A 19,902-nucleotide genomic window follows, 5' to 3' on the forward strand; every position below is an offset into this window, starting at 1 on the left:
AGCCTTACAGCGCCGATGGTACTGCAGGGGGGACCCTGTGGGAGAGTAGGACGCCGCTGAACTTCTTTTAGAGCTCCGGCTCTCGGACGAAAGTCCGAGGGCCGGAGCTTTTTTTGTTTTCCCGGAGGGCCACCGGAACCCCTCCGCGATGCGGGCAGATGCCTGAGGGTAGGGTCAGGGGGCAACGTCGGCCCGTTCCCATCAGGAGGCCCCCGGGTGGAGGTCCAGGAGACCCGCGTCCAGACAGACCGGGTCCTCACCATCCCGAACATCCTCAGCATGGCGCGCCTCGCCGGCGTACCGCTGTTCCTGTGGCTGATCCTCAGGCCGGAGTTCGGTGGCCCCAACAGCGACGGCTGGGCACTTCTGGTGCTCATGTTGAGCGGTGTCACCGATTACCTGGACGGCAAGCTCGCCCGGCTCTGGAACCAGATCAGCAGCCTCGGCCGGCTCCTGGATCCCGCGGCCGACCGGCTCTACATTCTGTCGACCCTTCTCGGGCTCACCTGGCGCGAGATTCTGCCACTGTGGCTGACCGCCGTCCTGCTGGCGCGGGAGCTGGTTCTGCTCGTGATGGTGGGCGTCCTCAGACGGCACGGCTATCCACCGCCCCAGGTGAACTTCCTCGGGAAGGCCGCCACGTTCAACTTGATGTACGCCTTCCCGTTGCTGCTGCTCAGTGACGGAAGTGGGTGGCTTGCGTCACTCGGTGCTATTTTCGGATGGGCGTTCGCCGGATGGGGTACAACTCTGTATTGGTGGGCAGGGATCCTCTACGTGGTACAGGTCCGCCGCCTTGTTCGTGCGGACGACCATGGCCGACTGAGCCACCCCAATGGGCGGCCGTAGAGGTCTCTGATGGCCCGCGACGAGAATGTGCGGGACAATCTGACGGGTGAAGTCGGCTAGACCGTCTCTTCAAGGAGGACGCTTCCGACATGAAGGCCGTCGTGATGGCCGGAGGTGAAGGCACACGCCTTCGCCCCATGACCTCAAGCATGCCCAAGCCGCTCCTGCCCGTGGCCAATCGCCCGATCATGGAGCACGTGCTACGGCTGCTCAAGCGGCATGGGCTCAATGAAACCGTCGTCACCGTCCAGTTCCTGGCCTCGCTGGTCAAGAACTACTTCGGTGACGGTGAAGAGCTCGGTATGGAGCTCACCTATGCCAACGAGGAGAAGCCACTCGGTACTGCCGGCAGTGTCAAGAACGCCGAGGAGGCGCTCAAGGACGACACCTTCCTGGTCATCTCCGGTGATGCTCTGACCGACTTCGATCTCACCGATCTGATCAATTTCCACAAGGAAAAGGGAGGGCTGGTCACCGTCTGCTTGACCAGGGTCCCCAATCCGCTGGAATTCGGCATCACCATCGTGGACGACGAAGGCAAGGTCGAGCGCTTTCTCGAGAAGCCGACCTGGGGCCAGGTTTTCTCCGACACCGTGAATACGGGCATCTACGTCATGGAGCCCGAAGTCTTCGACTATGTCGAGGCCGACGTATCCGTCGACTGGTCCGGCGACGTCTTCCCTCAGCTCATGAAGGAAGGCAAGCCGATCTACGGCTATGTCGCCGAGGGGTACTGGGAGGACGTCGGTACCCACGAGAGCTATGTGAAGGCGCAGGCCGACGTCCTGGAGGGCAAGGTCGACGTCGAGCTGGACGGCTTCGAGATATCGCCCGGAGTCTGGGTCGCCGAGGGCGCCGAGGTCCACCCCGACGCGGTGCTGCGCGGGCCGCTCTACATCGGGGACTACGCCAAGGTCGAGGCCGACGTCGAAATCCGTGAGCACACCGTCGTGGGCTCCAACGTCGTCGTCAAGTCCGGGGCGTTCCTGCACAAGGCCGTACTGCACGACAACGTGTATATCGGCCAGCACAGCAATCTGCGTGGCTGTGTCATCGGGAAGAACACCGACATCATGCGGGCCGCTCGTATCGAGGACGGCGCCGTCATCGGGGACGAGTGCCTGGTCGGTGAAGAATCGATCGTTCAGGGCAACGTCCGGGTGTATCCGTTCAAGACCATCGAGGCCGGCGCGTTCGTCAACACGTCGGTCATCTGGGAGTCCAGGGGGCAGGCCCATCTCTTCGGGGCCCGTGGGGTGTCCGGGATCCTGAACGTGGAGATCACGCCCGAGCTGGCGGTGCGCCTGGCGGGGGCGTACGCGACCACGCTCAAGAAGGGCTCCACCGTCACCACGGCCCGCGACCACTCCCGAGGCGCCCGCGCGCTCAAGAGGGCGGTCATCTCCGCTCTGCAGGCCAGCGCCATGGACGTGCGCGACCTGGAGAACGTACCGCTGCCGGTGGCCCGGCAGCAGACCGCGCGGGGCAGCGCCGGCGGGATCATGATTCGTACGACACCCGGGGTTCCCGACTCGGTGGACATCATGTTCTTCGACGGCCGCGGCGCGGATCTCTCGCAGGGCAGCCAGCGCAAGCTCGACCGGGTGTTCGCGCGGCAGGAGTACCGGCGTGCGTTCCCCGGTGAGATCGGGGACCTGCACTTCCCGGCCAGCGTCTTCGACTCGTACACCGGATCCCTGCTCAGGAACGTCGACACGACCGGGATCGCCGAGTCCGGGCTCAAGGTGGTCGTGGACGCCTCGAACGGCAGTGCCGGACTGGTGCTGCCCAGCCTGCTGGGCAAGCTCGGGGTCGATTCGCTGACCATCAACCCGGGACTCGACGAGTCGCGGCCCACGGAGACGGTGGACACCCGGCGGTCCGGGATGGTGCGGCTCGGCGAGATCGTGGCCTCCGCGCGTGCCGCGTTCGGAGTGCGGTTCGACCCGGTCGGCGAGCGGCTGTCGCTCGTCGACGAGAAGGGCCGGATCATCGAGGACGACCGGGCGCTGCTCGTCATGCTCGACCTGGTGGCCGCGGAACGGCGCAGCGGGCGTGTGGCGTTGCCGGTGACCACCACGAGGATCGCCGAGCAGGTGGCGGCGTACCACGGGACTCAGGTCGACTGGACGACGACGTCTCCGGACGATCTGACGCGCGTCGGGCGCGAGGAGTCGACGATCTTCGGCGGTGACGGGCGCGGTGGGTTCATCGTGCCGGAGTTCAGCAGCGTGTTCGACGGTTCGGCGGCGTTCGTCCGGCTCATCGGCCTGGTGGCGCGGGCACAGCTCACGCTCAGTCAGATCGACGCGCGGATTCCGCGGGCGCACGTCCTCAAGCGCGATCTCGCGACTCCCTGGGCGGTCAAGGGGCTTGTGATGCGCCGGGTCGTGGAGGCGGCCGGAGACCGCTTCGTGGACACGACCGACGGTGTCCGGGTCGTGGAGACCGACGGACGCTGGGTGATGGTCCTTCCCGATCCGGCGGAGGCAGTCACCCATCTGTGGGCCGAGGGGCCCGACGACGCGTCGGCGCAGGCACTGCTCGACGAGTGGTCGTCGGTGGTGGACAGCGCCGGTCGCTGAGCCGCACGCGCGCGTGCCGGACGGTGCCCTCAAGAGGGCCTGTCCGGCACGTCGGTGGGGCCATTCGGAGGTACTGGCCGCGACGTGCGACGATGTGCGGCATGCCGCAGCAGCCCGCCGTTCGGAGCACGCCTACGCGCCCTTCGCGCCCGGACGCGTCCATGTCGCTGCTCACCAACGTCATGGACCACAGCCTCGACGAGGGCTATGCCGAGGCGGCCGCCCGGAAGAAGGCCGAAGGCTCGGGCGGGATGCCCAGGACACTGCGCGCGAAGCTGGGTCTGGCGGCCGGTCTGGTGCTCGCGGCGCTCGTGGTGACCGTGGGCGCGGCGCAGGCGCGGATAGCGGCCCCGGGCGTCGCCAAGGAGCGCGAGGAACTCATCGACCGCATCGACAGCGAGACGTCGGCGGCCGAGGGCCTTGAGGACGGCATCGACAAGCTCCGTGACGACGTGGGCGCGCGTCAGCGTGAGGCGTTGAAGAAGCACGGCGGTGATCAGGGTGAGCTGGTGGGCATCCTGTCCGGCGCCGTCGAAGTGCACGGCCCCGGCGTGAAGCTCGTCGTCGACGACGCGAAGGAAGCCGACCACGGTGGTGACGGGGACGCGCGCGAGACGTCGGGTTTCTCCGACAACGGGCGCGTGCGCGACCGGGACATGCAGCGCGTGGTCAACGGGCTGTGGGAGTCGGGCGCGGAGGCCGTCACGATCAACGGACAGCGGCTGACGGCCCTGTCCGCGATCAGGGCCGCGGGTGACGCGATACTGGTCGACAACAAGCCGCTGGTGCCCCCGTACACGGTGTTGGCCGTGGGGGACGGGAGCCGGCTGAGCAGCAAGTTCCAGAACAGCGGTGACGGCCTCTATCTGCACGCGCTGCAGGAGAACTTCGGGATCAGGACCAGCATCTCCGTCGAGGACGAGGTCCGGCTGCCCGCGGCACCGAGTGTGATCGTACGAACAGCAGAACCGAGAACAGAGAAAGGCACATCGTGATCGCCGTACTGGGCCTCGTCGTGGGAGTCGTGGCTGGATTGTTGGTCCGGCCCGAGGTTCCGGCGGTGGTCGAGCCCTATCTCCCGATCGCCGTCGTGGCGGCGCTCGACGCCGTGTTCGGAGGGCTGCGGGCGATGCTCGACGGCATCTTCGACGACAAGGTCTTCGTGGTGTCGTTCCTGTCCAACGTCGTGGTGGCCGCCCTGATCGTCTTCCTGGGCGACAAGCTGGGCGTCGGCGCCCAGCTCTCCACGGGCGTCGTGGTCGTCCTCGGTATCCGCATCTTCTCCAACGCCGCGGCGATCCGTCGGCACGTCTTCCGGGCGTGAGGCCGATGAACAGCGAGGACGAGACGCCGGACGCCCCCAGAAGTCCCCTGCGCAGGGAACTGCCCCAAGAGGTGTCGGCCCAGGCCCGGCACCAGAGCCAGGCCCAGGCCCAGGCCCAGGATCCGGAGACGGTTGCGGAACCCGGGACGACGCAGGCCGGGTCCGGACAGGCCGGGGCGGCGGGCCTCACCGGCCGGCAGCGCTTGGTCAACGGCCTGTGGCCACCACGCGTGTCACGTGCGCAGCTCATCGTCGCGCTCCTGCTGTTCGGGCTCGGCTTCGGACTGGCCGTCCAGGTGGCGTCCAACAGCGACAGCGACGGTGCCCTGCGCGGCGCCCGCCAGGAGGATCTCGTACGCATCCTCGATGAACTGGATGACCGCACACAGCGTCTGGAAGAGGAGAAGCAGGGGCTCGAGGACCAGCGCACCGAGCTGGAGAACAGCTCGGACCAGGCCGAGGAGGCCCGCAAGCAGACTGTCGAGAAGGAGAAGCAACTCGGCATTCTGGCGGGCACCGTGGCGGCGCAGGGCCCCGGCATCACGCTGGAGATCGACGACGAGAAGGGGACGGTCGAGGCGGACATGATGCTCGACGCGATCCAGGAGCTGCGCGCGGCCGGCGCCGAGGCGATCCAGGTCAATGGTGTACGGATTGTCGCGGGCACCTATCTGACGGACGCGGGCGGCGGAGTCGCCGTGGACGGGAACAAGATCAGCTCCCCGTATCGTTTCAAGGTCATCGGGAAGTCCCAGGACCTGGAACCGGCGCTCAACATCCCAGGCGGAGTGGTGCAGACTTTGGAGAAGGAGCAGGCCACTGTCACGGTGGCGCGCTCGGACAAGATCGTCGTGGACGCCTTGCGACCGGCGAAGAGGCCTGACTACGCTCGGTCGTCCTCCCGGTGAACCGGGGGCGCTTGGGGCCCGCTCCTCGAGGGCATGAGGTTGCGGGGGGTCGACGCACCGAATGGGTGGTGCGTGGTGGAAACTGTCTGGTGGATACGGACGTTGTGAGGGTGTCCGGCTCGGCCGGTGTGTGCAATCAGGGTTCGTCCTGCCCCACGGGCGGGTCTGTTTCGGTCAAGGGGAATCGCCCGTGAAGTTGTTTGCGAAGTTGTTCGGCAAGAGCGCACGAGAGGGCAGCGACAACGCCACTGCCCGGCATCGTGCACCGCGCCCCTCGGAGGCCGAGGGGCAGGAGGACCGCCCGCTGTTCCGGGACGAGGTCGGTGGACCGGGCGGCGACATTTCCGGTGGTCAGGGCGCGCCGTCTGTTGACCCTGCCCAGTCGGGACGCATAGGTTTCGGAGATCCGTCAGCCTCAGGTGCGGGTGGAGGTTTCGGCTCCGACCCGTACGCGTCCAATACCCCGGCGGGGCAGCCGCGGCAGGAGGATCCGTCCATGTCGGCCCTGGTGTGTACGAGGTGCGGTAATCGCAACGCGGAAGCGAGCCGTTTCTGCTCGAACTGCGGTGCGCCGTTGCGAGCCGGAGCGACCCCGGAGCGTCCGTCGGAGACCACCTCGACGATCTCCATCTCCGGTCTCGAGGCCTATGACGCCGAGGCCACCGGCCAGACGCAGATGCCGATGCTGTCTCCCGAGGCACAGGCCGCCGTCGACGCCCTGCCGCTCGGCTCGGCGCTCCTGGTGGTGCGGCGGGGGCCCAACTCGGGCAGCCGCTTCCTGCTGGACGGCGAGCTGACCACGGCCGGCCGTCATCCGCAGAGCGACATCTTCCTGGACGACGTGACCGTGTCGCGCCGCCACGTGGAGTTCCGCCGGGAGCCCGACGGCTCGTTCACGGTGGCGGACGTCGGCAGCCTCAACGGCACGTACGTCAACCGCGAGCGGATCGACCGGGTCCCCCTGTCGAACGGTGACGAGGTGCAGATCGGCAAGTACCGACTGGTCTTCTACGCGAGCCAGCGGGGCATCTGACCCTCCCCCAGACTTTGTCCGGGGAGACCCCCAGGGAAGGTCCATGCTGCGAACACCGAGCGGCGGTGCCGGACACGGCGCCGCCGCCACGGACAGCGGGCTGATGAGCATCGGCACCGTGTTGAACGTGCTGCGTGACGAGTTCCCCGAGGTGACCGTCTCCAAGATCCGTTTCCTGGAGTCCGAGGGGCTCATCGAGCCGCAGCGGACCCCGTCGGGGTACCGAAAGTTCAGCGCGGACGACGTCGTGCGCCTCGGTCACGTCCTGAGGATGCAGCGGGACCACTATCTGCCGCTGAAGGTGATCCGGGAGCACCTGGACGCCATGGGGCGCGGTGAGGCGGTGCCACAGCCTTCCGTGGGCCGTCAGCGTGACGGGGAGGTCCTGAGCGAGCCCGAGGGGCCCACGGTGGCCAGGATCGGGCGGGCCGAGCTGCTGGCCGCCGCCGAGATCGGTGAGCAGGAGCTCGACGAGTGGGAGTCGTACGGGCTCATCACTCCAGTGCTGGACGGTGTGTACGACGCCGAGGCGGTGACCGTGGCCGGACTCGTCCTGGAACTGGGGCGGTTCGGGATCGAGCCGCGCCATCTGCGTGCCGTGAAGGCCGCCGCCGACCGTGAGGCCGGGCTCGTGGACCAGGTCGTGGCACCTCTGAGGCTCCATCGCAACCCGCAGACCAGGGCACACGCCCAGGCGCGCACCAAGGAGCTGGCGGGACTCGCGGTGAAGCTGCACGCGGCCCTCGTGCAGTCCGCGCTCGGGGTGCGGCTGCCCTGACCGGCGGCTCGCGCCGAGCGTGGGATAGGGCACCCAATCCGTGCTCGACTACCCAAAGGTGCCGGGCACGGCCTAGGGTTGCTGTGTGAACGAGCTCGACGTCGTAGGTGTCCGGGTCGAAATGCCCTCCAACCAACCGATCGTGCTCCTGCGTGAAGTGGGAGGCGACCGTTACCTCCCCATCTGGATCGGACCGGGGGAGGCGACCGCGATCGCCTTCGCGCAGCAGGGCATGGCTCCCGCGCGACCGCTGACCCACGACCTGTTCAAGGACGTGCTGGAGGCGGTCGGCCAGGAGCTGACCGAAGTGCGCATCACGGATCTGCGGGAGGGTGTCTTCTACGCGGAGCTGGTGTTCGCCAGCGGAGTGGAGGTCAGTGCCCGGCCGTCCGACGCCATAGCGCTGGCACTGCGCACCGGGACGCCCATCTACGGCAGTGACGGGGTCCTGGACGACGCGGGCATCGCGATCCCGGACGAGCAGGAGGACGAAGTGGAGAAGTTCCGCGAGTTCCTCGACCAGATCTCGCCGGAGGACTTCGGGACCAACAGCCAGTGACGGTAGTGACGGTGTGATAAACCGGTCGGTGACCCTCTGGGACCGGCGGACGACAGGCCGTGCGACGACCGCCCCGAGGGCATTCGGCTAGCCTTTCCCCGCGGTGGGGCACGAGAAACCACTCTTAGGGTGATTATCACCCGGCGTGCCGAGTGTGGCGATCGTTGACGCGCCCCTGGTGACTGCCTACCGTCGAGAAGGCAGGTCAAGGACGGAGGTCGGCGTGAGAAGCAGCGGCGACGGTACGGCTGGGGGTGCTCCCGGACACGGTCTGGGGGAGAGCGGCCCGTACCCGCTTCAGAGCAGCGCGGCCGATCACGTACAGCGGCCGAAGGCGGTGCCGGGGGACGGCGAGGTGGCGTCCGACGAGATCGGGTATCGCGGTCCCACGGCGTGTGCGGCCGCGGGGATCACCTATCGGCAGTTGGACTACTGGGCCCGGACCGGACTGGTCGAGCCGAGCGTGCGGCCCGCCCACGGGTCGGGGACGCAGCGGCTCTACAGCTTCCGTGACGTGGTCGTCCTGAAGATCGTCAAGCGGTTCCTCGACACGGGGGTCTCGCTGCAGAACATCCGCACCACGGTCCAGCACCTCACAGAGCGTGGATTCCGCGATCTGGAGCGGATGACGCTGATGAGCGACGGAGCCACCGTCTACGAGTGCTCCTCGCCCGACGAGGTCCACGCCCTGCTCCAGGGCGGCCAGGGCATCTTCGGCATCGCCGTGGGCGTGGTCTGGCGGGACGTGGAGAGAGCGCTCTCGCAGCTGCACGGGGAGCGGGTCGACACGGGCGAGACCCTGGTCCGACCCAACCCCGCGGACGAGCTGGCGAGGCGCCGCAACCGGGCCGTCTGAGCCTGGCGCACGCGGCGCCGCACCGGCCGTCCGAGCCGGCCGCCCTGGCATTGTCAGTGGCGTAGGGCAGCATCGGACCTGTGAGAACCGCGCCCACGATCCTGCATCTCGACATGGATGCCTTCTTCGCCTCGGCGGAGCAGGCGTCCAAGCCGAGCCTGCGCGGGAAAGCGGTCATCGTGGGCGGCCTGGGACCGCGGGGCGTGGTCTCCACCTGTTCGTACGAGGCACGGGTCTTCGGGGTGCATTCGGCGATGCCGATGGCCCAGGCCCGCCGCCTCGCGCCGAACGCGGCCTACCTCGTACCGCGCTTCGGGCTCTACCGGGAGATCAGCGAGCAGGTGATGGGGCTCCTGAGGGAGCTGTCGCCGCTGGTGGAGCCGCTGAGCCTGGACGAGGCGTTCGTGGACCTGGAGGCCGGGCGGACCGCCTGGGACGAGACGTCGGCGCGGCTGACCGCGGGGAAGTTGCGCGCGGACATCCGGGCCGTCACGGGGCTGACCGGATCCGTGGGGCTCGCGGCCTCCAAGATGCTCGCGAAGATCGCCTCCGAGCAGGCCAAGCCCGACGGGCTCGTACTGATAGAGCCGGGCACCGAGCGGGAGCTGCTGGCTCCCATGCCGGTGCGGATCCTGCCGGGTGTGGGGCCCGCCACGGGGGACCATCTGCGGCGGGGCGGGATCAGCACGGTCGGGGAGATCGCGGAGGCCGGCGAGGACGAGCTCGTACGGCTTCTGGGCAAGGCCCATGGAGTCGCGCTGTACGCCATGGCGCTGGCCCGCGACGAGCGGCCCGTGGTGGCCGAGCGGGACACCAAGTCGGTGTCCGTCGAGGACACGTACGACGTGGACATCCATGAGCGGGTGCGGGTGCGGATGGAGGTGCAGCGGCTGGCCGACCGGTGTGTCCAGCGGTTGCGGGGCGCGCATCTGTCGGGGCGGACCATCGTGCTGAAGGTGCGGCGGTACGACTTCTCCACGCTGACGCGTTCCGAGACGCTTCGGGGGCCCACGGACGACCCCGCGGTGGTGCGGGAGGCGGCTGCGCGGCTGCTGGAGTCCGTGGACACCACGGGGGGTGTGCGGCTGCTGGGGGTGGGGGTTTCGGGGCTGGCCGACTACACGCAGGAGGATCTCTTCGCGCAGGCGCGGGTTGGTGCGGCGGGGGAGGTGGAGTTGGAGCAGGCCGGTGCCGGTGCCGGTGTTGGTAGCGGCGTCGGTGCTGGTACCGGTGTCGGTGGGCAGGGGGTGGTTGAGGGCGTGGTGGCTGAGGAGCCGGTGGCGGAGCCCGTGGTGGAGCGGCAGTGGCGGGCGGGGCATGACGTTCGGCACAGCGAGTTCGGGCACGGGTGGGTGCAGGGGAGTGGGCTGGGGCGGGTGACTGTGCGGTTCGAGACGCCTGACTCGGGGCCGGGGCGGGTGAAGACGTTTCGGGTTGATGATCCTGCGTTGGAGGGGGCGGAGCCGTTGCCGTTGGTGTCGCCCGTGCGGGGGCCTGCGGCGCTTGGGGAGGAGTAGAGGGGTGGGGCTCGGTCTGGGTGGGGGTGTGGGGGCTGGGGTGTGGTTGTGCGTGCGGGTGCGTTGTGGCTGGTCGCGCAGTTCCCCGCGCCCCTAAAAGATTGCGCCGTTCCCCGCGCCCCTAAAGGCTTGCGCCGTTCCCCGCGCTCCTGAAGGACTGCGCCGTTGCCTGCGACCCCTGAAGGACTGCGCCGTTGCCTGCGACCCCTGAAGGACTGCGCCGTTGCCTGCGACCCCTGAAGGATTGAGCCGTTTCCCGCGGCCCCAGAGGACTGTGCCGTCCCCGCGGCCCTGCGGGATTGCGTCGTTCGCCGTCCTCCCGATGCGGCTGTGGCGGGGGCTGTCTTCCTGGTCAGGGAGGGTTTTCCTGGCCTGCCAGGTGGCCGAAGTCTCGGTCTGGGAACGGTGGGGGGCGGGAGGTGTCCAGGCCGTAGTGGTGGTAGAGCTGGAGTTCCTGTTCGGGGGAGAGGTGGCGGCCCACGCCGAAGTCCGGGGCGTCCTTGATCAGGGACCGTTCGAACGGGATGCGCAGCGATCCGCCGACCAGTTCGCTGGGGTCCAGGGGGACGAAGGCGTCCCGGCTGAACAGGCCGGTGCGGATGGCCGCCCACTCCGGTACGCCGGTCGCGTCGTCGAGATAGACCTCGTCGACGGTGCCGATCCTCGTGCCGTTGCGATCGAACGCCTTGCGGCCTATCAGGTTGCGCGGATCGATGTCGGTCTGCACGGGCCCTCCAGCTGCTCGCAACTCATCCGTAAGCACTACGAAAGAGCACTTTGAGGAGGGCGGCCACTCGAGGGAACCCCGCTGGTAGGCTGGGCAACGGCTGCTGACCCCGTGCGGGAGAGTCCTCCAGGCTTCATCGGAGGCGCCGAAGGAGCAAATCCTCCCCGGAATCTCTCAGGCACACGTACCGCACGGACGAGGTCACTCTGGAAAGCAGAGCGGTGTTCGAGCTTTTTGACGGCTTCCGCTCTCACCGACGGTGAAAGCCGGAGCGCCTTCACGGCGAGCCGGTGAAGCTCTCAGGTCGAGATGACAGAGGGGGAGGCCGTTCGGGCACCCACATCGTGGTGCCCCTCGAAGGTCGTCAGACCAGGAGGCCTCCCGCAATGACCACCCAACGCACTCCGCTCTCCGAGCTCGAACAGGGAATCCCGTTCGAGCAGCGCCACATCGGGCCCGACTCCGAGGCCCGCGCCAAGATGCTCGCGCAGGTGGGGTACGGCTCGCTGGACGAGCTGACGGCCACCGCCGTGCCGGATGTGATCAAGAACGCCGAGGCGCTGGCACTGCCGGACGCGCGCACCGAGGCCGAGGTGCTGGCCGAACTGCGCTCCCTCGCGGACCGCAACCAGGTGCTGGACTCCATGATCGGGCTCGGCTACTACGGGACGTTCACCCCGCCCGTCATCCTGCGCAACGTGATGGAGAGCCCGGCCTGGTACACCGCGTACACGCCCTACCAGCCGGAGATCTCGCAGGGGCGGCTCGAGGCCCTGCTGAACTTCCAGACCATGGTGGCCGACCTGACCGGTCTGCCGACCTCCGGTGCCTCGCTGCTCGACGAGAGCACCGCGGCCGCCGAGGCGATGGCGCTGTCGCGGCGCATGGGGAAGAACAAGAAGGGCCTCTTCCTCATCGACGCGGACACCATGCCGCAGACCGTCGCCGTGATCCGGACCCGTGCCGAACCCACCGGTGTCGAGGTCGTCGTCGCCGACCTGAGCGACGGCGTCCCCGCCGAGCTCGCCGAGCGCGAGATCAACGGCGTCCTCCTCCAGTACCCCGGCGCCTCCGGTGCCGTACGGGACCTCGCGCCCGTCGTCGAGCAGGCGCACGAGCTGGGCGCGATCGTCACCGTCGCCGCCGATCTGCTCGCCCTGACGCTGCTCACCTCGCCCGGTGAGCTGGGCGCCGACATCGCCGTCGGTACGACCCAGCGCTTCGGCGTGCCGATGGGCTTCGGCGGACCGCACGCCGGATACATGGCCGTACGGGAGAAGTTCGCGCGCAGCCTGCCCGGACGGCTCGTCGGCGTCTCGGTCGACGCCGACGGCAACAAGGCGTACCGGCTCGCCCTGCAGACGCGTGAGCAGCACATCCGCCGGGAGAAGGCGACCAGCAACATCTGTACGGCCCAGGTGCTGCTCGCCGTGATGGCCGGGATGTACGCCGTCTACCACGGACCCCAGGGGCTCAGGTCCATCGCACGGCGCACCCATCGCTACGCCACGATCCTCGCCGCGGGGCTGCGGGCGGGCGGTGTCGAGGTCGTCCACGAGGCGTACTTCGACACCCTCACCGTGCGGGTGCCGGGCCGGGCCGCCGAGACGCTGGAGGCCGCCCGCCGGGGCGGGGTCAACCTCCACCTTGTGGACGCGGACCACCTGTCCCTCTCCTGCGACGAGACGACCACCCGGGCCCAGCTGGGCGCCGTCTGGTCGGCGTTCGGGGTCGACGGCGACGTGGCCGCGCTGGACACCACGGCGCAGGACACGCTGCCGGACCCGCTGCTGCGCACCGACGAGTACCTCACGCACCCGGTCTTCCACCAGTACCGCTCGGAGACCGCGATGCTGCGCTACCTGCGCCGCCTCGCGGACCGCGACTACGCGCTCGACCGGGGCATGATCCCGCTCGGCTCGTGCACCATGAAGCTCAACGCGACCACCGAGATGGAGCCGGTCACCTGGCCGGAGTTCGGACAGCTGCACCCCTTCGCGCCCGCGGAACAGGCGCAGGGCTACCTTACGCTCATCCGTGAGCTGGAGGAGCGGCTCGCCGAGGTCACGGGCTACGACAACGTCTCGCTCCAGCCCAACGCCGGCTCGCAGGGCGAGCTGGCCGGCCTGCTGGCCGTCCGCGGCTACCACCGGGCGAACGGCGACGAGCAGCGCACCGTCTGCCTCATCCCGTCCTCCGCGCACGGCACGAACGCGGCCAGCGCCGTGATGGCCGGCATGAAGGTCGTCGTCGTGAAGACCGCCGAGGACGGCGAGATCGACGTCGAGGACCTGCGTGCCAAGATCGAGCGGCACCGCGACGAACTGTCCGTACTGATGATCACGTACCCCTCGACGCACGGGGTGTTCGAGGAGCACGTCGCCGGCATCTGCGCGCAGGTGCACGAGGCGGGCGGCCAGGTCTACGTGGACGGCGCCAACCTCAACGCGCTCGTCGGGCTTGCCAAGCCCGGACATTTCGGCGGCGACGTCTCGCACCTCAACCTGCACAAGACGTTCTGCATCCCGCACGGCGGCGGTGGCCCCGGCGTCGGCCCGGTCGGCGTGCGCGCCCACCTGGCGCCCTACCTGCCCAACCACCCGCTGCAGCCCGCAGCGGGCCCCGAGACGGGCGTGGGGCCGGTCTCAGCGGCTCCCTGGGGCTCCGCGGGCATCCTGCCGATCTCCTGGGCGTACGTCCGTCTCATGGGCGGTGAGGGGCTCAAGCGGGCCACGCAGGTCGCCGTCCTCAGCGCCAACTACGTGGCCAAGCGTCTCGAACCGCACTACCCGGTCCTCTACACGGGTCCCGGCGGCCTGGTGGCGCACGAGTGCATCATCGATCTGCGGCCGCTGACCAAGGCGACCGGCGTGAGTGTCGACGACGTCGCCAAGCGGCTCATCGACTACGGGTTCCACGCGCCGACCATGTCGTTCCCGGTGGCAGGCACGCTGATGATCGAGCCCACCGAGAGCGAGGACCTCACCGAACTCGACCGGTTCTGCGAGGCGATGATCGCCATCCGCGCGGAGATCGAGAAGGTCGGCTCGGGCGCGTGGGCGGCGGACGACAACCCGCTGCGCAACGCCCCGCACACGGCGGCCGCGCTCGGCGGCGCGTGGGAGCACGCGTACAGCCGCGAGGAGGCCGTCTTCCCTGCGGGGGTCTCGGCGGCCGACAAGTACTGGCCGCCGGTGCGGCGCATCGACCAGGCGTACGGCGACCGGAACCTGGTCTGTTCCTGCCCGCCGCTGGACGCCTACGAGGATTAGGCGCCGCGAGGAGCGGACGCGTACGAGGAGTGGACGCCCACGGAGAGTAGTCGCTCCCGGACACGCGTCGGGGCCGGTTCGGGAGTGTTTCCCGGGCCGGCCCCTCTTGATCCTCTTGCCCCCCGGACGGCCTGCTCAGCCGCCCGCGACGCCCCGTCGTGCTCAGGCGGCGGTCATCACGTCCAGCGCCGGAGACCGGTGTGGATCGATGATCCGTCCGTCCGGCAGAAGCTCACCGGTGTCCTCGAAGAGCAGGACGCCGTTGCACAGCAGGCTCCATCCCTGCTCCGGGTGGTGCGCCACGAGGAGCGCTGCCTCCCGGTCGGCGGAGTCGGCTGTCGGGCACGGTGGCTGGTGCTGGCACATTGATGGGATCTTTCGCTTCGGTGTGAGGTCGGTGATCGATGTCGTGTGTGTCCTGCGGCTCGAACTGGTATTCATAGCCGCCCCCCGTTCCCCCGTTTGTCAGATGGTCCGGAACCCAGTGTTGCCCTACGGCCGCCGATCCGCAGGGATTTGGCGGCAGCGCTCCTCACAGGTTGATGACGCATCACCCGTGCGGACGGTTCAGCCCAACTGGGTTGTCCCTTCGGGTGGTTCGGAATGGCCGGATGGGACTAGTCCGTCCGGGCCGGGAGTGCGCTGAGTCCGCCCCGCGTCACTCCACGCGACGCCCTCCCCACACCCTCCCCAGCACCCCCGCGCAGAGATGTGCCCCGCGGCCGGGGTGGTGGCCGTGGGGCACGGAGAGCTGAGGGGTGCGCTCAGGCGGGTGAGCCGAGCAGCGGTGTGGACGCCGGTGTGGACGTCGGGCTGGGCGTCGGGGTGAGGCGGTGGGTCAGGACGGGCAGCAGTTCGGCCACGCGGTGCGGGCGGTGCGCGGCGATGCCCGGCGGCGCGGGCGCCAGCGGCACCAGCAGGTCGGTGGCGGCGAGGGAGCCCTCGGCGCCGTCCACGGTGACGTCCCCGTGCAGCCAGAGCGTGAGCATGTAGAGCTCGGGTACGGAGAGCAGACGTGGCTGGTACGACCCCGGCATCGTCTCCGCCTGGCGCAGGGCACGCTCGGTCGCGGTGACGTACGGGCCCTCGAAGAAGTGGGAGAAGGCCCAGCCGTCGGGGGTCAGCCTGGTCTCCGCGGCCGCCACGGCACGTTCGTGGCAGCGGACCAGGAAGCGCCATCCGGCGAGCCGGGTGGCCGAGGTGCCCGCCGGGGTGATTCGGTCGAGCACATGGACGGGCAGGGGGAGTTCGGCCGTGAGGGGTCCCTGGGTGTCGCGCAGGGACGGGGTACGTGCTTCACGGACGGCGGTGGGGGAACCGAGGGCCGTGAGGACGGTGCGCAATGCGGGTGCGGGAGCCGGAGGGACGTGCAGCGGCATGATGGGTCGCCTCTCTCATTCGACAGGCATGGTGGCGCGGGGCGGGGGCGGACGGCGTTGTCAGCTCTCGGGGTCAAAGGGGGCGGGGGTGCGGGACCTGCTGCCCAAGGGACGCCTGCCGCGTGATGCCCGGTACGCGTGCTCGCCGAACTGTCCCGGAAGGTCCGGTAGCTCCGATTTCCGCTACGTGGTTCCCTCCGGCGCCTTTGCGAACGCACGCACCGGACGCCGCGCGGCCTGCCCTTCGGACGGACGACGTCACTTCGACGACAGGTCCTGTGGTCGCGAGCGCCAACTCTCTGCCTCGTCAGCGGAGTTTATACGACACGTGTTCAGGTGGTGTTTCGCCTAGCCGTTCCGCATGGTGAGGGCAAGGGGCTATCAGGTCGCCGTTACGTGCGTTTGATCCTGGTTCTCCGGGGGTACTCGTCGATGACCTCGGTGTATTCCGCCGAAGTGGACGGCCGGTTCTCGTCGGCGTTTTTCACGACAGAGTGGGCCGCCGAGAAAACGTCGTGCACCATGCCTGATGAATGTGCCCGCAGAAAACTGACTTCAGAGTAGTGGCCCGGAGGCAGGTCCGGGGCGTTATCGATCACAATGCCTGGGCATCATCCCCCGTGACCGGGACACCAGCGGCCGGTTCTTCGGGCTGCCCAGTCGAGGAGGGAAGCTTCGATGGGGGAGAAGGTCGTGGCGGGGACGATCGGTCTGTCCGACCGCCGACGGTACCGAGAAAAGCTCCAGCAGTGTCTGGAGGGACTGGGACGGCTTCTCGCGGAGAAGCAGTTCGACCGTCCCAGGAATCTCATGGGTCTGGAGATCGAGCTGAATCTGGCAGGTCCCGACGGCACACCGAGAATGATGAATGCGCAAGTACTCGAACGCATCGCGAGCCGTGATTTCCAAACAGAACTCGCCATGTTCAATCTGGAAGTCAACATTGCTCCCCATCGGCTGGAGGGCCGGGTATTCGACCGGCTGGCCGAGGAGCTGCGCACCTCTCTCGCGTACGCCCACCGCAAGGCGAACGAGGTGGACGCCGGAATCGTGATGATCGGCATTCTGCCGACTCTCGCCCGCGACGACCTGGTCTCCGCGAACCTTTCCGACGGCGACCGCTACACGCTGCTCAACGACCAGATCGTCGCGGCCCGCGGCGAGGACTTCACGCTGGACATCGACGGCGTGGAGCGGCTCAACTGCACCTCGGCGTCGATCGCGCCCGAAGCGGCCTGTACCTCTGTGCAGTTGCACCTCCAGGTCACCCCCGACCGGTTCGCCGACGTGTGGAACGGCGCGCAGGTGGCGGCCGCGGCGCAGATCGCGGTGGGCGCCAACTCGCCGTTCCTCTTCGGCCGTGAGCTGTGGCGAGAGTCCAGGCCCCCGCTGTTCACGCAGTCCACCGACACCCGTTCGCCCGAGCTCCAGGCGCAGGGCGTACGGCCGCGGACCTGGTTCGGCGAGCGGTGGATCTCCTCGGCGTACGACCTCTTCGAGGAGAACCTGCGCTTCTTCCCTCCCCTGTTGCCCATCCGCGACGAGGAGGATCCGCTGCGGGTCCTCGACGAGGGCGGCACACCGCGGCTCGCCGAGCTCGTGCTCCACAACGGCACCGTCTACCGCTGGAACCGCCCGGTGTACGGCATCGACGACGGCGTACCGCATCTGCGCGTGGAGAACCGCGTGCTGCCCGCGGGCCCCACCGTGATCGACGTCGTGGCCAACGCGGCGTTCTACTACGGGCTCGTACGCGCCCTCGCGGCGGAGGCGCGGCCTGTCTGGACGCGGCTGCCCTTCGAGGCGGCGGAGGCCAACTTCGACGAGGCCTGCCGGCACGGCATCGACGCGCAGCTGGAGTGGCCGCGGCGCGGCAGGTACGGCGGAACCGCGCGGGTGCCGGCGGCGCAGCTGGTGCTGGACGAACTCCTGCCGCTCGCGGCGTCGGGGCTGGACGCGTGGGGCGTCGAGCCCGCCGACCGGGACCTCTACCTCGGTGTGATCGAGGAGCGGTGCAAGCGGGGGGTCAACGGTGCCTCCTGGCAGTCCCGTACGTTCCACAAGGCGCTGGCGGGCGGCCTGGGCAGGGATGCCGCGCTGGCCGCCACGACGAAGCGGTACAGCGAGCTGATGCACCTCGGCGAACCGGTGCACACCTGGCCGGTCGGACTGCCTGAACCGGCCGTTCCGCTGACGTGACATGACGTACATGCATGACATGACACGGCGTGACGCGCGGTGGGGCCGGGGTGACGGGCGGAGCAGCGGGGGATCAGCTCTTGTTGCCCGCCTGCACGACGGCCTTCAGTATCACCGAGTGGATCTGGGACGGGTCGGTGACCAGGTGTCCCGAGCCGCCGGTCGCCTCGGCGATCTTGTTGAGTTCCTTCTTGTCGGCGTCCGGGCCCACGGCGATCGCTATCAGGGGCACGGGGCGCTCCGGGTCGGTGGCCGCGCGGAGTTCGGAGATCAGCTCGGTGAGCGAGATGCTTCCGGCGTCCTGGTTCACCCCGTCGGTGAGCAGGACCACCGCGTTGAACTTGCCCTTGGTGTAGGAGGCCGTGGCGGCCTTGTACGCGGCCAGTGTGGTGTCGTACAGGCCGGTCGAGCCGTCCTTGACCGGCTTGAGGTCACTGAAGGCCGCCGACAGCCGGTCCCGCTGGGTGGCGCCGCCGACCTGGTCACCGAGCCGGTCGGTCGGGACGAGGACGCGGTAGTCGCGCTTGCCGTCGATCTTCCGGGAGAACTTCCACAGCCCGATCTCGTCCTCCGGGGTGAAGGTGGCCAGGGCCTGGAGCAGCGCCGCCTTGGTCACGTCCATCCGGGACTCGCTGGTGCCCGGCACCGGGTCCGACATGGACGACGAGGCGTCGACGACGGTGGTGAGACGGGCGCTCTGCACCGTGATCGTCCACAGGCCGAGGGCCTCCTCGACCTCCTTGTCCGTGGCCGGCTTCTCCGGGACCTCCTTGTACGGCTGCGGGGCGCGGCCGCCGGCTCCGGCCACCATGTCGGCCGGGACCTCGTCCTCGTCCGTACGGAAGCCGCGCTTCTCCAGGATCCTGCGTCCCTGGGGCTCGCCGAGGAGGGTCATGAACCGCAGCGCGGCCCGGCTCTCGTCCGTGGTGAGTGTGGGCTCGTCGACCAGCACGAACGGATGGTCCAGGCGGGGCGCGCCGTCCTTGGGGTAGAAGAGGTCGAGTTCGTCGCCGCTGTCCGCCGACGCGTTGTACGCGAACGCCGCCTGCTCGGAGAGGATCAGTGCCTGGTTGCGCTTCGGGTTGCCCTGCTCGGTGCCGGAGAGGTCGCGCGGCAGGGTGTCCAGGACCTGGCTGTCGCTGTCGGAGGCGCGCTGTGAGAGGGCCTTCGCGGTGGCCGCCGCGAGCGTGTCGCCGCCCTTCGACCTGCCTGCCGTCTGGGCCAGCTGGGTCAGGGCGAGCAGGCCCGTGGCGCTGCGCGAGGGGTCGCCCGCACCGAGTTTCAGGCGGTCGTCGGCCATGGTCGCGCCGGCCAGATCGGTCCACGAATAGGTCTTCTTGGGCCACCCGAGGGACTTCGCGGCCGTGGGGATCATGGCGACACCGACGGGTGAGGAGGCGACATTGCCCGCGGGCGTCACGGAGAGCGACTGGTTGTCCGCCAGGACACGGTTGACCCACACGCTGGAGTCCGGCACCCAGGCCTCGAACTCGGTCGCGCCCTTGCTCTTCGACCGCAGGGCGTCCGTGACCTTGTAGGTCTCCTGGGCGGAGACCCGGACGTCGAGGCAACTGCCGTCGGACGTCACGTCGTTGTTCCGGGCGTAGTCGGCCGCGTCCTTGAGTGCGGGTGCGATGCCGGGAGCGGCGGCGATTCTCAGCCTTACGGGGCTGTCCCAGCAGGACGAGCCGAAGGAGAGCAGGCCACCGTCGACCGCGGCGGCGGTGCCGCCCGCGACGGCGAGCACGAGGGCCGTCGCGAGCGCCACGTTGCGGCGCCGTGTGGATGACCGGGGGGCGGTGCCGCCCCTGCGCAACCCGTCGGGCAAGCTGTGACGTCCCATGACGGTGGTACCCCTCCCTGATCGGGCCTGAAGCCGTTGAAGTCGTGAAAGGGCCGAATGGTATGACACTCAG

Annotated in this window: 16 protein-coding genes and 1 riboswitch; of the genes, 12 read left to right on the plus strand and 4 right to left on the minus strand. The window is 69.1% G+C overall.

Annotated elements, in window-relative coordinates; translation table 11 throughout:
* The first annotated feature begins 216 nt into the window (after positions 1-216).
* From ACLVWQ_RS14950 to ACLVWQ_RS14995, 10 genes are all read left to right on the plus strand, one after another.
* Positions 217-849, plus strand: coding sequence for a CDP-alcohol phosphatidyltransferase family protein (locus ACLVWQ_RS14950; protein ID WP_414109114.1), 633 nt, complete (start codon positions 217-219; stop codon positions 847-849).
* A gap of 89 nt (positions 850-938) precedes the next feature.
* Positions 939-3,434 (plus strand): sugar phosphate nucleotidyltransferase, encoded by a 2,496-nt coding sequence (locus ACLVWQ_RS14955; protein ID WP_414109115.1) that lies wholly within the window; start codon positions 939-941, stop codon positions 3,432-3,434.
* Between the two features lie 101 nt (positions 3,435-3,535).
* Complete coding sequence (locus tag ACLVWQ_RS14960) at positions 3,536-4,429, plus strand: DUF881 domain-containing protein (protein WP_414109116.1); 894 nt, start codon at positions 3,536-3,538, stop codon at positions 4,427-4,429.
* Positions 4,426-4,758 carry a small basic family protein gene (locus tag ACLVWQ_RS14965; RefSeq protein WP_003988855.1) on the plus strand — a complete coding sequence of 111 codons (333 nt, stop codon included), beginning with the start codon at positions 4,426-4,428 and terminating at the stop codon, positions 4,756-4,758. Before ACLVWQ_RS14960 ends, ACLVWQ_RS14965 begins: the two co-directional genes overlap by 4 nt.
* 5 nt (positions 4,759-4,763) lie before the next feature.
* Entirely contained in the window at positions 4,764-5,666 is a 903-nt protein-coding gene (locus ACLVWQ_RS14970; protein ID WP_414109118.1) for a DUF881 domain-containing protein, read from the plus strand.
* 61 nt (positions 5,667-5,727) lie between these two features.
* Entirely contained in the window at positions 5,728-6,699 is a 972-nt protein-coding gene (locus ACLVWQ_RS14975) for an FHA domain-containing protein (protein ID WP_414109119.1), read from the plus strand.
* Positions 6,700-6,742: 43 nt separating this feature from the next.
* Positions 6,743-7,477 (plus strand): MerR family transcriptional regulator, encoded by a 735-nt coding sequence (locus ACLVWQ_RS14980; RefSeq protein WP_414109120.1) that lies wholly within the window; start codon positions 6,743-6,745, stop codon positions 7,475-7,477.
* 85 nt (positions 7,478-7,562) lie between these two features.
* A complete protein-coding gene (locus ACLVWQ_RS14985; RefSeq protein ID WP_006123076.1) occupies positions 7,563-8,036 on the plus strand; it encodes a bifunctional nuclease family protein in 474 nt (157 codons plus the stop codon).
* Between the two features lie 223 nt (positions 8,037-8,259).
* Positions 8,260-8,892: a MerR family transcriptional regulator gene (locus tag ACLVWQ_RS14990; protein WP_414109122.1), complete on the plus strand. Its 633-nt coding sequence runs from the start codon at positions 8,260-8,262 to the stop codon at positions 8,890-8,892.
* 80 nt (positions 8,893-8,972) lie between these two features.
* A complete protein-coding gene (locus tag ACLVWQ_RS14995; RefSeq protein ID WP_414109124.1) occupies positions 8,973-10,409 on the plus strand; it encodes a DNA polymerase IV in 1,437 nt (478 codons plus the stop codon).
* Positions 10,410-10,761: 352 nt separating this feature from the next.
* Here ACLVWQ_RS14995 and ACLVWQ_RS15000 read toward each other — a convergent pair whose 3' ends face one another.
* Positions 10,762-11,136, minus strand: coding sequence for a PRC-barrel domain-containing protein (locus ACLVWQ_RS15000; protein WP_414109125.1), 375 nt, complete (start codon positions 11,134-11,136; stop codon positions 10,762-10,764).
* Between the two features lie 104 nt (positions 11,137-11,240).
* Positions 11,241-11,336: riboswitch (glycine riboswitch) on the plus strand.
* Between the two features lie 186 nt (positions 11,337-11,522).
* Here ACLVWQ_RS15000 and gcvP point away from each other — a divergent pair.
* Complete coding sequence (gene gcvP / locus ACLVWQ_RS15005; RefSeq protein WP_414109126.1) at positions 11,523-14,408, plus strand: aminomethyl-transferring glycine dehydrogenase; 2,886 nt, start codon at positions 11,523-11,525, stop codon at positions 14,406-14,408.
* Positions 14,409-14,570: 162 nt separating this feature from the next.
* Here the strand turns inward: gcvP and ACLVWQ_RS15010 are convergent, their stop codons facing one another.
* Both ACLVWQ_RS15010 and ACLVWQ_RS15015 read right to left on the minus strand, forming a co-directional pair.
* Positions 14,571-14,774, minus strand: a complete 204-nt coding sequence (locus tag ACLVWQ_RS15010) for a DUF5999 family protein (RefSeq protein WP_414109127.1) — start codon at positions 14,772-14,774, stop codon at positions 14,571-14,573.
* A 398-nt stretch (positions 14,775-15,172) separates the two neighbouring features.
* Positions 15,173-15,787: a hypothetical protein gene (locus tag ACLVWQ_RS15015; RefSeq protein WP_414109128.1), complete on the minus strand. Its 615-nt coding sequence runs from the start codon at positions 15,785-15,787 to the stop codon at positions 15,173-15,175.
* A gap of 678 nt (positions 15,788-16,465) precedes the next feature.
* On the opposite strand from ACLVWQ_RS15015, the gene ACLVWQ_RS15020 reads away from it, so the two are divergent.
* The gene (locus tag ACLVWQ_RS15020; RefSeq protein ID WP_414109129.1) at positions 16,466-17,986 is read left to right on the plus strand and encodes a glutamate--cysteine ligase; all 1,521 of its coding nucleotides are present in this window, start codon (positions 16,466-16,468) and stop codon (positions 17,984-17,986) included.
* A gap of 73 nt (positions 17,987-18,059) precedes the next feature.
* On the opposite strand, the gene ACLVWQ_RS15025 is transcribed toward ACLVWQ_RS15020, so the two are convergent.
* On the minus strand, positions 18,060-19,829 hold the full coding sequence (locus ACLVWQ_RS15025) for a substrate-binding domain-containing protein (protein ID WP_414109130.1): 1,770 nt from the start codon (positions 19,827-19,829) through the stop codon (positions 18,060-18,062).
* Between the last annotated feature and the right edge of the window lie 73 nt (positions 19,830-19,902).

The organism is Streptomyces sp. CWNU-52B (assembly GCF_047444975.1).
GTDB lineage: Bacteria > Actinomycetota > Actinomycetes > Streptomycetales > Streptomycetaceae > Streptomyces.